We start from the raw sequence: 13,570 nt of genomic DNA, 5'->3' as shown, positions 1-13,570 counted from the left end.
TTTGATTTTTGTGATTAATTAATTATTTCAATCATCCCAATCATCTAAATCAGAAAAATCACAGTTTAGACATTATGCTAATAATTCTCGAATTATCCGAGTGACTGCTTTTTGAGTAACGCGAGTGGCAATTTGTTGACCTAAAAGTTGAACTCCTGGATTAACAATGATTTGGGCTAATTGAGGAGCAAATTTTGTGGCATCAAAGCCTTTAGTTCCTCGCAAAATCCCAGCAATGCGTTTAATATATTCTAAAGTTTGTTGTTGTTCAACACTTGCTGAAGGAATTTGATTGATTGCGGTGATTCCTACCCTTTCTCGCAGGACATAAGTCAAGTTATGCAAGGCATTTTTACTAACAGCATCTACACCGTTGAAAAATTCATCAACTAATCTGTCACGAATAAATGAACCTCGGTCAGAAGAGAGAAATTCTACTCCTTGATTAACAACCAAATTAAGATCATATTCTTGGTTACTGCGGGCATTTTTTAACAAATTCTCCAACCGATTCCAGCGAAATTTACCATCTTTAAACAGTAATTCTTGTAATGATGTTCTTAACTCATTTGCCGGATCTGTTAAAAGCCGTTTAGCAACATAAGGATAAGCCTCACTGAGAACTTTAAAATCGGGATCTATATAAATTGCAATCCCTTCCAAAGTCACAAGAGAACGAATAATTAAAGCGTAATAGGGAGGGACGCGGAAAGGATATTCATACATTAAAGCTGATAAATCATCGGTGATGCTTTTAATATTCAAATCCGCGACACTTGCACCTTCGGCATTAGCAAATACCTTTGCAAAAGCGGGAACGATGGGGGTAAGGTCTGTTTCTGGACTGAGGAATTCTAACTTTACATAGTCTTTTGCTAAACTATCAAATTCTCGATTGACAACGTGGACAATTGCCTCAATTAAACCATAACGTTGGGCTGGTTTAACTTCGCTCATCATGCCAAAATCGAGATAAGCTAATTTACCATCCATGGTCGCTAACAAGTTACCTGGGTGAGGGTCAGCGTGGAAAAATCCATGTTCTAATAATTGACGTAAAGAACACTGAACACCAACTTCAATTAAATACCGCGCATTGATTCCTAAAGCGGCAATTTTTTCGGGTTGAGTTAATTTAATGCCGTTAATCCATTCCATCGTTAAAACGCGACGGTTGGTGTATTCCCAGTAAATTTTGGGGACATAAATATCCTTCATGTGACCATATAATTCAAAAAAGCGTTCCGCATTTTCGCCTTCATGAATATAGTCCATTTCTTCAAAAATGCGATCGCCTAATTCATCTAAAATCCCCACTAAATCACTGCGGACTCGCTGGAAATTGTGCTGTATCCAACCAGCCAAATTCCGCAAAATATACAAATCTATAGTAATTCTTTCTCGTAAATCTGGACGTTGTACCTTAATCGCTACTTCTTCGCCAGTTTTCAATCTTCCCTGATATACCTGTCCTAAAGAAGCCGCCGCAATCGGTTGTGAAGACAATTCTGCATAAATCTCTAATGGTGTTGCTCCCAATTCTTCCTCAATAAACTGGTAAGCTATTTCATTAGGAAAAGCTGGTAATTGATCTTGGAGTCTAGTTAATTCTTCCAGGTAAATTGGTGGGACTAAATCTGGTCTAGTGGATAAAGCCTGACCAATTTTAATGTAAGCTGGACCCAACTTTGTTAATAGATCTCTGAGTTGAACAGCGCGACGACGTTCATTTTTAACCAAAATTCCCCATTGCTTATCCCACCATAACCCCAAGACAAAGGACAGAATTGGTTTTAAAACCGTCAAAATCCGCCCGATAACTTGCAGGAATCGCCCACTATACTGTGCTTGTATTTCCACAGGATCATACAGCATCGACTCCGGTTCAGATCCCACCCGCACCCGATGTCTGGGCTGTGGAGAAGCTTCAGCCGATTTGATTGCTACAGTCTGTGGATTTTGTTCTGCTACTACCTCAATTACGGACAATTCGCCTCCGCGACTGTCCTCCTGACTTGTTCGAGAACTAGAGGGAAGTGTCTTAACCATCATGAAGAAGCCACCAGTTAGATCAACGTTGTTAAATATTGTAACAATATCTTGTCTTTTCGGGATATCTTCAAAAATTATAAATTAATGCTTTGATATTTTTTGTCAATAAACGCAGCATAGTGTATTTAGGCAGAAAACAACATAGCTAAATATATTTAAGGACGAAGAGCCATATTTTTTCTAAAAAGACTGACAACAACCAAGTAAAGTTGGATAATTTGCTAGAATTACCTATTGATCTTGGGAGTCTTGTTAATGACAACAATCTTAGAAGTAAATAGTACAAATTTACTCTTGCTGCAATTGTTACAGGTAGGAGTGCCTACCCAAGCAGCCACTAGTCAAGTTGATTTAGTTCAAGGAGTAATCCAGGCATTTATTTTAGGGATTGTGCAAGGGATTACAGAGTTTTTACCAATTAGTAGTACAGCACATTTAATCATTGTGACGAAGGTATTTGGTTGGAAAGAACTGGGTTCTAAAGATTTTGTTGATGCTATTCAATTTGGGAGTGTAATTGCAATTTTATGGTATTTTTGGGCTGTTATTTCTAGTTTAGTGAAAGGTGCAATTACAGCTTTTAAAACTAAAGACTGGGAAAGCGAAGAATGGAAAATTGTTGTCGGGATTGCGGTGGGGACAATTCCCGCTTTAACTATTGGGTTTTTGTTAAAAGATGTGATCCCAGAAAGTTCCTTAATTATTGCGATCATGTCAATTATTATGGCGATTTTGCTAGGGTTAGCTGAAAAAATTGGGAGTCGTAAACGGGGTTTTGCTACTTTGGAAATTCGAGATGGTATTTTAGTAGGATTGGGACAAACTCTAGCTTTAGTTCCGGGCGTTTCTCGTTCAGGTTCCACTTTAACTACTGGCTTATTTTTAGGATTAGAAAGAGAAGCAGCCGCGAAATTTTCATTTTTGTTAGGATTTCCCACTTTGACAATTGCGACTTTATATAAAAGTCTGAAGATCTTCAAAATGTTTCAATCAGGTGAATTACCAGATAATATTGTGATTCTGTTAATTGTTGGCATCATTTCCACTTTTATTTTTTCCTATTTATCAATTGCTTTTTTAATCAAATACTTGCAAACTAAAAACACATTGGTTTTTGTTTGGTATCGGTTGGCATTTGGTATTTCCATTTTATTAGCGATCGCCGCTGGTTGGCCAGGATAACTCTGATAGAATATTTACACTAGGTGGGGATTGGGGATTGGATATTAAATTTTAGATTTTGGATCATGTTAAATTAACTTCTATCTAAAATTTTTATCCCCTAACAACTAACAACTGTACGGGCGAAGCATTTGGAGAACTATTTTTGGCAATGACCGATAATTTATCTTCCAAATGCTTCGCCCCTACTAACAACTGAAAACTGTACGGGCGAAGCATTTGGAGAACTATTTTTGGCAATGACCGATAATTTATCTTCCAAATGCTTCGCCCCTACTAACAACCGACAACTGACAACTAACTCATGACTACCATTCAACCTGCTAAAATTACCAAGGTGCTTGCTGACTCAATTGCGGAGGAAATTGGCTTTACAGCCGGTGATGCGATTGTGGCCATTAATGGCACAAAACCTCGTGATTTAATTGATTATCAATTTTTGTGCGCTGATGAAATTCTGGAACTAGAAGTTTTAGATGCGACAGGGAAAACCCATCATGTCGAAATTGAAAAAGATTATGATGATGATTTAGGACTGGAATTTTCAACAGCTTTATTTGATGGTTTAATTCAGTGTAATAACCGTTGTCCCTTTTGCTTTATTGATCAACAACCACCGGGAAAACGGACTAGTTTATATTTAAAAGATGATGATTACCGATTAAGTTTTTTATATGGTTCTTATCTAACTTTAACGAATTTAACCGCGAAAGAATGGCAAAGAATTGAACAAATGCGATTATCACCTCTGTATGTTTCCGTGCATTCTACAGAACCAGATATAAGAATTAGACTTTTAAAAAATAATCGGGGTGGAGAAATATTATCACAAATTCGCTGGTTTCAAGAACGAAGATTACAAATTCATGCTCAAGTTGTTGTGTGTCCAGGGATAAATGATGGTGAACATTTAGAAAGGACATTACAAGATCTAACATCTTTTCATCCTGGAGAATTACCAACAGTAGCATCAATAGCAGTTGTTCCCGTGGGTTTAACGCGATTTCGTCCCCAGGAAGATGAACTCATACCTGTAACTAAGGAAAAAGCACAAGAGGTAATTTCTCAAGTTAAATTACTCTCTCAGAAATTTCGCAAAAAATATAATTCTAGTGTAGTGTGGTTAGCTGATGAATGGTTTTTAATTGCCGGGGAAGAATTACCTAGCGAAGCTGAATATGAAGAGTATCCCCAAATTGATAATGGTGTGGGTTCAATTCGCTTATTTATTAAACAATTTACCCAAACTGCAACTGAATTATTACCACCGAAAATTACCAACCAACGCAGATTAACTTGGGTTGTCGGTAATGCAGTGGAAATAGCATTTCAACCCCTGGTACAACAGTTAAATACTGTAGAAGGGTTAGAAGTGAATATGCGGGCTTTATGTAGCGATTATTGGGGACAGAGTATCAGTGTTACTGGGTTATTAACGGGACATGATTTACTGTTAAATCTTCAAGGACAAGATTTAGGAGAAGGAATTTTATTACCTAGTGTCATGCTTAAACATGGGGAACTGGTATTTTTAGATGACATGACGGTTGCAGAAGTATCCCAACAATTAAATGTCAGTATTTTCCCTGTGGCGGGAGTTGAGGAATTAATCAATACTTGTCTTCAATAGGATTGATGATTTACGTAGGTGAACACAATAAAACCAAACTGTGTAAAGAAACGTAAAATCGCTGAAAACTTCTTTATTCTTGTCTCTTGCCTATTGCCTCAAGCCTAGTGCTATAACGACAATTTTCAACGCCAACCTACTTACAAGAGTCTTTCCTATTCAACAACTAACAACTAACAACTGACTAATGAGTACAAAAACAAAAATTTTAGTTATTGAAGATGAAAAATCAGTGCGGGAAAATCTAATAGATTTGCTAGAAGCTGAGAATTTTGAAGTTGTTGCTGCTGCTAGTGGGAGAATAGGCTTAAATATGGCTATGTCAGAATATCCAGATTTAATTCTCTGTGATATGATGATGCCAGAATTAGACGGTTATGGCGTATTAACAGCATTGCGGCAAGAGCCATCAATATCAACTATTCCTTTCATTTTTTTAACTGCTAACTCGGCTAAATCTGATTTCCGTCAAGGGATGAATATGGGAGCAGATGATTACCTGACTAAGTCATTTACCAGGGCTGAATTATTGAGTGCTATCCTAAATAAGTTGGAAAAGTATGGAAATCTAAAGAAGAATTTATTGGCTAATATTAATAAATTAACACCAAGAATGCAGTTGGTTTTAAATAATTTAAAAATAGCAATAAGAGAGAAAAATTTTGCAGAATTTGAGGTTCATTATCAACCAATTACTGATATTAATACTGGCAAAATTACCGCCGCAGAAAGTCTATTACGGTGGACAAATACGGAACTAGGAAGAGTATCACCACAGGAATTTATTCCTTTAGCAGAGACTAATGGATTAATTATTGATATTGGTAAATGGGTGTTAAATAGAGTTTGTCAGCAAATGCAAACTTGGCAAAATATTGGCATTTATAACTTAACCATAGCGGTTAATATCTCATCAATTGAATTTAATCAACCAGATTTAATTCCCCAAATTATCAATTTGATATCTAGCCATAATATTCAATCAAATTGTTTAGAGCTTGAACTAACAGAAAGAATGATTATGGAAGATGTGGATATGGCAAGAGTAGCTATGAATAAACTACGCTCTTTAGGGGTAAAGATTGCCCTGGATGATTTTGGTGTTAGTAATAATTCATTGCTTACTCTCAAGCAATTACCAATGGATACACTCAAAATTGATCGTGATTTTATCCAAAATATTAATGATGATTACCGCAAAGCAGCAATTACAAAAAACTTGATTCAACTAGGACATGATTTGCAGCTAAAAATTATTGCTGAAGGGGTAGAAACTGAAGCAGAACTAGCATTTTTACGAGAAAATAACTGTGATGCTATTCAAGGCTTTATCTGTAGTCCACCATTACCTGCATTAGAATTCCAGAAGCTCTTATTGACGAATAAATCTTTATTTATTTATCCTAATGGTTAGAATAGATTTATCAAGAATTTAAAATGAATGAAACCGAAATTAAGATGCCATCCAATCTGAGTATAACTTCTTCCCATGCAGACGACAGCGTCTCGAAAGAGGAAATTGGTTAAGATTGACACTCTCAGGGCTAAAGACACGCTCGTTTCCCACTTACCGCGAGGTCTTATGAATTCTCCCTCTCTTAATTGGTTCGCTAAAATATTCATCAAAGTCCCGCTAAAAACCTTGTTGATAGTGCCATTTGTTTTGCAAACCGTGGTAGTAGTAACACTGGTGGGTTATTTTTCCTATCGTAGTGGACAGGAGGCTGTGGAAAGTTTAGCAGATCAATTAATTACCGAGGTAGATAATCGCATTGAACAACATTTAGATAGTTATTTAGGCAAAGCCCAGGAAATCAACCGCACTAATGTAGATGCTTTCGAGTCAGGAGTCTTAGATTTAAATGATTTTAACGCCCTGGGAAAATATTTTTATCGTCAGGTGCGATCTTTCAATTTTGCCTATGTTAACTTTGGCACTAAAGAGGGAGGATTTATCGGTGCTGGTTATGGGCTGGGTAATAAATTGAACATTGCAGAAATTCCCATATCAGACCAAAGCAAAAGCCTCAGCTACTCAGTAGATAACCAAGGAAATCGCCTCAAGTTAGTAGCTACTCTCAAAAACCCGCAATATAATAATGCTGCCTGGTACTTAGATGCTGCCAAAGCTGGTAAACCGATTTGGAGTTCTATTTATACATGGGCAAATGTACCTGGTCGCATCTGCATTTCCGCCAGCACTCCTGTCTACGATCCACAAAAAAAGTTGCTAGGTGTACTTGGTATTGATCTCGAACTTTCGCAAATTAGTGAATTTCTGAAAAAACTGGATTATGGAAAATCAGGTCATATTTTTATTATCGAGCGATCAGGGTTGATTGTTGCTAGTTCCCAAGGTGAATCTTCTGCCCCTATTGTCAATGGCAAAGCGACAAGATTACAAGCCCTGCATAGCCGTGAACCTGTGATTCGTGACATAACTCAGGATTTAATCCAGCGGTTTGGCAATTTGCAAGCTATCTCCAAAACCCAACTTTTTCACCCGTCTTTGTCACAAAAACCCTTTGTGAGAGTGACACCATACCGCGACGATTACGGCTTAGATTGGCTCGTGGTGACGGTGATTCCGAAATCGGAATTTATGACAGAAATTCATGGTAATGCCCACAGAACCCTGATTCTCTGTAGTTTATCACTGCTAATTGCTGTGGGAACGGGTAGTTGCACTGCAAACTGCATAGCTAAACCAATTTTACGCTTGAGTCGAGCTAGTCAAGCTATGTCCAAAGGAGTATGGCAAGAGTCTTTATCTGAAGATATAACAATTGCAGAACTCAAGGTTTTAGCAACATCCTTTAACCAGATGTCCACTCAAGTCAAAAAAGCTTTTCAGGAATCAGAAACTAAATTTTCGACTATTTTTCATACTACTCCTGACCCTGTTTGGATTGCCACCTTAGCAGAAGGAAAATTTTTGAATGTGAATGAAAGTTTTTGCCAATTTTGGGGAGATACACCAGAAAATATCCTTGGCAAAACCAGTGGGCAATTAGGATTGTGGAAGAATATAGAGAATTTACACCACTTCAAAGAGAGACTAATTAATGAAGGCAGTATCCTCAATTTTAAACTGGTAATTTGTACTCACTCCCAGCAAACTAAAACCGTTCTCATCTCAGCTAAGGTGCAATACTTGGGTGAACAGGATTGTCTGATTGGTGTCATCAGAGATGTTAGCGATCTCTACGATGAACTTCATTTACGCAAACAGACAGAAATCGCCTTGCACAAAAGTGAAGCTATGTTGTTAGAAGCCCAGCAGCTTGCTCACATTGGTAACTGGGACTATGATGTGATCACAGGTAAAATTACTTGGTCTAATCAGCTATTCCAGATTTTAGGACGTGACCAGACACTGGGTGAACCTACTTACGAGGAAAATCTCCGGCTTCACTATCCCCAAGATGCCGAACAGTTACACCAGGCAGTTGAGCGATCGCTCTCTACAGGAGAATCCTATCAACTGGAACTGAGAGTTGTCAAGGCAGATGGCTCTTTTCAGTATACAGAAGCTAGAGGCAAGGCCGAACTCAATGCCCAAGGACAAGTGATTCGGCTGTTTGGCACAACCCAAGACATTACTGAGCGCAGACAAATAGAAGATCAACTGCGAGCAAGTCAGCATTTTATTGAACAGATTACAGAACTAACGCCAAACCTACTGTATATTTACGACCATATCGAACAGCGTAATGTTTACATAAATCGTTCTGTTGCCGAAACATTGGGCTATTCTGCCACAGCGATTCAGTCCATGGGAGCTAACTTGTTTCCTATTATTTGTCATCCCGATGATCTATATCTGGTCTATCAGTCCATGCAACAGCTTCATAGTCTGCAAGATCGTGAGTTCGTGGAAGTAGAGTATCGCGTTAAGAATGCTCAAGGGCAATGGTGTTGGCTTTATAGTCGAGATATGGTGTTTTCTAGAACTGCGGATGGTAGGCTAAAGCAAACTTTAGGAACGTCCCAAGATATCAGCAAACGCAAGAAAGTAGAATTAGCTTTGCGAGAAGCAGAATATAACCTCAGATTAGCAAATCAGGAACTGGAAAAACTAGTCAATATTGATGGGTTAACGCAAATTGCCAATCGTCGCTGTTTTGATCATCGTTTAGAGCAAGAATGGCAGCGACTAAGTAAGTTGGCGTTAAACAATCAACATATGTAACGAAATGTAAATTCGACAAATACCTTATAGATAGGTTATTTAAGGGTTTTTACGAAAAAAATGTATATTGATTTTATCGTGCCGACTTACTTATACCGAGAACAGGAATTTTTATCTTTATTGTTATTTGATGTTGATTATTTTAAACGCTATAATGATGCCTACGGTCATCTACTAGGGGATGAATGCTTGATTAAAATTGCTCAGTCTGTACAACAGGTTATATTCCGTCCGGCGGATTTATTGGCTCGCTATGGTGGGGAAGAATTTGTGGTTATTTTACCCAATACTGACATTGATGGGACGATGGTGATCGCTCAACGAATTCATACTGCAATTCAAGATTTAGCAATTCCTCATCAAGCCTCGAAAGTAAGTAATATAGTTACTATTAGTATCGGCATTAGCAGTTTGATACCTACTTCCGAATTATCACCATCAAACCTGATTGAACAAGCTGATCAAGCACTCTATCGAGCTAAACAACAGGGACGCAATCAGTCTGTCATTTTCTGACGGTCAGGGGAGAGAATTTAGAAGTTTTTTTTAATTTTTAATTGTTAATTTTTAATTGTCTAAAACCATCCTTCTTGTTCGAGGGTTTCGATTAATTGTAAACCGCGAGGATCTCCTACGCCTAGAAGTGAGGCTTTGGTATCTGCTCTCACTCCTAAATCTTTATCTTCGGCAAAAGCTTGGATTAATGCGTCTATAGCTGTGGCATAGACGACGTTAGATGGTAATTCTTTACAAAGCTGGCCAATTGTCCAAGCTGAGTTACTTCGCACAGCGGCGATGGGGTCTGTAACTAAGGCTTCAATTAGGGCAGGAATTGCGCCGACGATGGCTTCATAACCTACTTCTGTCATCTGTGCTAGGGCGCTGGCTGCCCAGAGACGGACGGCGGGAATATCGGTTCTCAGGGCATTAGTGAGGGGTGCTAAGGAACGGCGATCGCGGCAATTACCCAAAGCCCAAACTACACCTTTACGAACATAACCATTAAAATCGCGGTTAAGTTGCATAATCAACGGTTCTACGGCTTCCTTGGCGGGGTTGCGACCAATACCGTAAGCTGCACTGACTCGCACTAGGGGACAATTATCTGTTAAAAGATGGATGAGATAAGGTGTTGCCCGTTCATCTTGAATATCACAAAAAGCACGCGCTGCTAACATCCGTTGTTGAGGCTGGGGATTTTCTAAAAGTACCAGCATTAATTCGGGATCAGGTTTTTCCACTTCTGATTCATCAGCAAGTGGTTCTATTTTATCTAAGGGGCTTCCTAGCTCCGCTTCGGTATCGAGTAGGCTGAGTTCGTATTCGTCGTACATAATTATTTCACTTTAACCCTATTCCCCGTTCCCTGTTCCCTGTTAAGAGTTCCCTAACTCAAGTGATTTTACCATCCAGAGGGATTGTTCTTGATAACCAAGTTGATGATAAAGATTTAATGCGGGTGTATTTGATTGAAATACTTGTAGTCCGATTTGGCGATCACCTTTTTGTGTAGCCCAATCTTCTATATAAGCCATCAATCCTTTACCAATGCCTCTGTGTCTATATTCTGGGATGACGTAGAGGAGAAAGATGTGCGGATGGCGATCGCCACTAACCTGATCTATCGCATTTCCCACCCATAAACAAGCTACGGGTGATTGGTAATTGGTAATTGGTAATTGGTGAATAATTTCCTCCCCTACCTCCCCTACCTCCCCTGCCTCTTCATAAACCCACCATACAGGGGTATCACGACAGAAGTATTGCTCAACTGTATGTGCCAAGTGGGAAAAATCTTGATCAGGGAATTGTTCTTGGTAACTCCTTTGCATAAACTTAACCAAGAGGGCTTTATCGAGAGTAGAACCTTGGCGAAAAGAATAGCCTGGAAGTAAATTCACAATAGACCTATTCCCCAATTACTTAATTATTATCCCAATGGGGGCAGGGGCTGCCATATCGGAGGGTAAAAAGATGCGGGCGCTGACTGCTACTAAGGCAAAGGTAAATATCAAGATTGCCAGGATTGGGGCGATGTATTGACGAAGAATAGCCATGTTGTTGATTGTAAATAAATAGCAGAAGTTATTGAATTGATTCTAGCAATTATTTGGGTTTAGCAAAGCATTGCTATGATTGCTGATCCTGGTCTAATTCATTTAAGACTTTTTCACAGTACCAATTTTCGGGCATTCCCGGAACGTTTTGTTTGGCTTGTTCAATTAGTCTTTCCGCTGCCGCTACGTCCCCAGATAATCTAGCGATGAGGCGATTTTTGAGGTAGTTGCCGGTCACTTCTTCATCTGGTTGGTTGGGGATGGTGGGACTGATGACTTGCAGCGGTTCACGGCGCAGTTGCCAAAATAATACGTAATAAAGTGTCCCAAAAATTAGAATCAAGCTAATAGTTCCCAAGAGTGTGAGGAAATTAAAAGCCAGATTCTGTAAAACTAATTGTGAGAGGACATAGCCCAGTAATAGACCTGTGACTATCAGAACGAATGTACCGACAAGAATAACTACTTGTGTTCCCATATATCTTCTTCTTCTAGTCCTGGTCTAGTTGCTGCCAATACTTTGGGATTCCAAGGGGCAACAATAGGTAATAGTAGCAAACCAGGTAGCGCCGCCACAAGAGAAAGTAAGAAAAATGTCGGCCAACCTGTGGCTTTTGCCCAACTTCCTGCGGGTGCGGAAAGTACGTCTCGACTAATGGCCATGAGGCTGGAGAATAACGCAAACTGGGTGGTTGTGAATCGGTGGTTACAGAGACGCATTAAAAAGGCGACTGTAGCGACTGTGACTAATCCAGCCGAGAAGTTTTCAATGTTTACGGCTATGACTAACAGGGAATAATCTTTTTTATCAGCGATGCCTTCGGCGCGCGGAGCTATCGCTAGGGCATAATAACCTAAGTTACTCAATAATTGCAGCCCCCCAAATACCCACAAACTGCGATTTAAGTTAATTTTGGTCATGATCACACCCCCAGCTAATACGCCGACGGTGGTGGCAAGAAATCCCATTCCTGCTTGAATTGCGCCGATTTCGGTTTTGGTAAAGTCTATTTCTCTCAGAAATAAGTTGGCTGTGATGCCGACGAGGGAATCACCTAGTTTATAAAGTAATATAAAACCTAGTGTTAAACTCGCTTGTTTGATACCAAAGCGGTGAAAAAATTCTTTGAAAGGTAGGAAAATAGCTGTTTGTAAGTTTTCAGGTGGACTATCTTCGCTAACTTCATTTAGGAGGGAGTTTGGTAATAATACGGATGTCGTTATCCAAGCCACTAATAATCCTGCTAATAACCAATAAAATACAGGTTGGGGAATGAAGCCGACAAAAACGCCAGCTATTAACCCTGCTACTAGTAACGTGATCATGACTATAAAAATCACGTCTTTGCCAGAAATGGGGGCTAGTTGTGTTTTATTTTGTAGTTTGTGTTCTGCGGGCGACCACAAAGTAGTAAATATACTTCCCGCCATAATCACTGCCATGAGCAAATATACTACATTCCAAGGTAGATAATCTGCTAACACTAAGGCGAGGGAACTGGTAATAAATAGGGCGATCCGGTAGCCTAATACCCACACAGATGCCCCTGGTTGCGCCTCTAGGGGGTTTAAAATGTCGGTACGGTAGGCATCACCAGCGATATCCTGGGTGGCGCTGAGGAAGGTAATAATCAGGCAATTGATGGCGAGGATTTGTAATACTTGTTCACTTTGGGCTGGTTGTTGAAGGGCAAGGGCAGCGATCGCTAATACTAACCCAATCTGGGTCATAATTAACCAACCTCTTCTGCCACCTAATAATGGTGGTGTAAATCTATCTAATAGCGGCGACCAGACAAATTTTAAGGAATAAGGTAAACTTAATAAACCAAATAAGGTGATTTTGGCAATATCAACTTTGGCATCTTGCATCCATAGTTGTAGGGTTCTACTGGTCAGGAATAGTGGTAAACCTGATGCAAAACCTAGTAATAATAAAGCACCCATTTTCTGGCTTTGGAAGGCCTGTCGGAGTGCTTGAATTTCTTTCATACAATAAGTGCAAAATCAGGATTTTACTTTGTTTGTGGCCTGTTCAATTAGATCTTCAATTTTCTTAATATTCTGATCTCCGGCTAAGTAACCAATACCTCGATGTAAATGTAAGCGAAATTGCGTAATCAGGGTTTCTCTATCTGTATCTAAGCCGTCGTTGTAGCAGCGTTGTTTGAGGGCTAAAAGTAAAATATCGGACATTTCTCCCCCAAAAACCCGCCATGTCATTTCGACGTTGCTATCTTGGGGGATAGGTACGGGGGAAGGTGCAGCGGTTTCTGCTAGGGAACGACAAAACGCCCACCGACATAATATGTTCCATTGTTCGATTTTGGTGCTGCGTTTGAGTTTGAGGAGTTGTTCTTTGGCTGTTTGGGAGAGTTTGATTCTTTCTATTGGTGATTCCATTTTGGTAATTGGTAATTGGTGATTGGTGATTGGTGATTGGTGATTGGTGATTGG

At 39.4% G+C, this 13,570-nt stretch carries 12 protein-coding genes and 2 pseudogenes; 6 read left to right on the top strand and 8 right to left on the bottom strand.

The genetic code is table 11. The features are described 5' to 3' along the window. Positions 1–72 precede the first annotated feature (72 nt). Positions 73–2,052 (bottom strand): ABC1 kinase family protein, encoded by a 1,980-nt coding sequence (locus PN450_RS12225; RefSeq protein WP_271836508.1) that lies wholly within the window; start codon positions 2,050–2,052, stop codon positions 73–75. 255 nt (positions 2,053–2,307) lie between these two features. Here PN450_RS12225 and PN450_RS12220 point away from each other — a divergent pair, with 255 nt between their 5' ends. Beyond that, the gene (locus PN450_RS12220) at positions 2,308–3,234 is read left to right on the top strand and encodes an undecaprenyl-diphosphate phosphatase (protein WP_148760522.1); all 927 of its coding nucleotides are present in this window, start codon (positions 2,308–2,310) and stop codon (positions 3,232–3,234) included. A gap of 93 nt (positions 3,235–3,327) precedes the next feature. Here the strand turns inward: PN450_RS12220 and PN450_RS12215 are convergent, their stop codons facing one another. Further along, a complete protein-coding gene (locus PN450_RS12215; protein ID WP_271836507.1) occupies positions 3,328–3,453 on the bottom strand; it encodes a hypothetical protein in 126 nt (41 codons plus the stop codon). An 85-nt stretch (positions 3,454–3,538) separates the two neighbouring features. Here PN450_RS12215 and PN450_RS12210 point away from each other — a divergent pair, with 85 nt between their 5' ends. The 5 genes and pseudogenes from PN450_RS12210 (at position 3,539) to PN450_RS12195 (ending at position 9,572) form a co-directional block, all read left to right on the top strand. After that, positions 3,539–4,864: a TIGR03279 family radical SAM protein gene (locus tag PN450_RS12210; protein WP_168696049.1), complete on the top strand. Its 1,326-nt coding sequence runs from the start codon at positions 3,539–3,541 to the stop codon at positions 4,862–4,864. A gap of 187 nt (positions 4,865–5,051) precedes the next feature. After that, a complete protein-coding gene (locus tag PN450_RS12205; protein WP_271836506.1) occupies positions 5,052–6,278 on the top strand; it encodes an EAL domain-containing response regulator in 1,227 nt (408 codons plus the stop codon). Between the two features lie 75 nt (positions 6,279–6,353). Beyond that, positions 6,354–8,882, top strand: a pseudogene (locus PN450_RS12200) (PAS domain-containing protein); the annotation flags it as partial. 39 nt (positions 8,883–8,921) lie between these two features. Then, positions 8,922–9,026: pseudogene (locus PN450_RS24080) on the top strand (diguanylate cyclase domain-containing protein); the annotation flags it as partial. Between the two features lie 90 nt (positions 9,027–9,116). Further along, positions 9,117–9,572, top strand: coding sequence for a diguanylate cyclase (locus tag PN450_RS12195; RefSeq protein WP_271836504.1), 456 nt, complete (start codon positions 9,117–9,119; stop codon positions 9,570–9,572). Between the two features lie 59 nt (positions 9,573–9,631). On the opposite strand, the gene PN450_RS12190 is transcribed toward PN450_RS12195, so the two are convergent. The 6 genes from PN450_RS12190 to dndE form a co-directional block, all read right to left on the bottom strand. After that, entirely contained in the window at positions 9,632–10,390 is a 759-nt protein-coding gene (locus PN450_RS12190) for a HEAT repeat domain-containing protein (protein ID WP_015079904.1), read from the bottom strand. 42 nt (positions 10,391–10,432) lie between these two features. Continuing rightward, positions 10,433–10,957, bottom strand: coding sequence for a GNAT family N-acetyltransferase (locus tag PN450_RS12185; RefSeq protein WP_015079903.1), 525 nt, complete (start codon positions 10,955–10,957; stop codon positions 10,433–10,435). Positions 10,958–10,975: 18 nt separating this feature from the next. After that, the gene (locus PN450_RS12180; protein WP_168696052.1) at positions 10,976–11,113 is read right to left on the bottom strand and encodes a hypothetical protein; all 138 of its coding nucleotides are present in this window, start codon (positions 11,111–11,113) and stop codon (positions 10,976–10,978) included. A gap of 73 nt (positions 11,114–11,186) precedes the next feature. Then, a complete protein-coding gene (locus tag PN450_RS12175; RefSeq protein ID WP_015079901.1) occupies positions 11,187–11,591 on the bottom strand; it encodes a hypothetical protein in 405 nt (134 codons plus the stop codon). Further along, entirely contained in the window at positions 11,576–13,105 is a 1,530-nt protein-coding gene (locus tag PN450_RS12170; protein WP_271836503.1) for an AmpG family muropeptide MFS transporter, read from the bottom strand. Before PN450_RS12170 ends, PN450_RS12175 begins: the two co-directional genes overlap by 16 nt. Before the next feature lie 15 nt (positions 13,106–13,120). Next, positions 13,121–13,516 (bottom strand): DNA sulfur modification protein DndE, encoded by a 396-nt coding sequence (dndE, locus tag PN450_RS12165; protein WP_213719189.1) that lies wholly within the window; start codon positions 13,514–13,516, stop codon positions 13,121–13,123. Positions 13,517–13,570: the final 54 nt, after the last annotated feature.

Source organism: Dolichospermum lemmermannii CS-548, assembly GCF_028330815.1.
Classification (GTDB): Bacteria; Cyanobacteriota; Cyanobacteriia; order Cyanobacteriales; family Nostocaceae; genus Dolichospermum; species Dolichospermum lemmermannii.
The sequence above is the reverse complement of the archived record's forward strand: the minus strand, read 5'-3'. Positions and strand labels throughout refer to the sequence as shown.

What these genes read in the sequence shown, in the direction of transcription:
- PN450_RS12225 (WP_271836508.1), bottom strand. Translation starts at nt 2,052, where the DNA reads ATGATGGTTAAGACACTTCCCTCTAGTTCTCGAACAAGTCAGGAGGAC.
- PN450_RS12220 (WP_148760522.1), top strand. Translation starts at nt 2,308, where the DNA reads ATGACAACAATCTTAGAAGTAAATAGTACAAATTTACTCTTGCTGCAA.
- PN450_RS12215 (WP_271836507.1), bottom strand. Translation starts at nt 3,453, where the DNA reads ATGCTTCGCCCGTACAGTTTTCAGTTGTTAGTAGGGGCGAAGCATTTG.
- PN450_RS12210 (WP_168696049.1), top strand. Translation starts at nt 3,539, where the DNA reads ATGACTACCATTCAACCTGCTAAAATTACCAAGGTGCTTGCTGACTCA.
- PN450_RS12205 (WP_271836506.1), top strand. Translation starts at nt 5,052, where the DNA reads ATGAGTACAAAAACAAAAATTTTAGTTATTGAAGATGAAAAATCAGTG.
- PN450_RS12195 (WP_271836504.1), top strand. Translation starts at nt 9,117, where the DNA reads ATGTATATTGATTTTATCGTGCCGACTTACTTATACCGAGAACAGGAA.
- PN450_RS12190 (WP_015079904.1), bottom strand. Translation starts at nt 10,390, where the DNA reads ATGTACGACGAATACGAACTCAGCCTACTCGATACCGAAGCGGAGCTA.
- PN450_RS12180 (WP_168696052.1), bottom strand. Translation starts at nt 11,113, where the DNA reads ATGGCTATTCTTCGTCAATACATCGCCCCAATCCTGGCAATCTTGATA.
- PN450_RS12175 (WP_015079901.1), bottom strand. Translation starts at nt 11,591, where the DNA reads ATGGGAACACAAGTAGTTATTCTTGTCGGTACATTCGTTCTGATAGTC.
- PN450_RS12170 (WP_271836503.1), bottom strand. Translation starts at nt 13,105, where the DNA reads ATGAAAGAAATTCAAGCACTCCGACAGGCCTTCCAAAGCCAGAAAATG.
- dndE (WP_213719189.1), bottom strand. Translation starts at nt 13,516, where the DNA reads ATGGAATCACCAATAGAAAGAATCAAACTCTCCCAAACAGCCAAAGAA.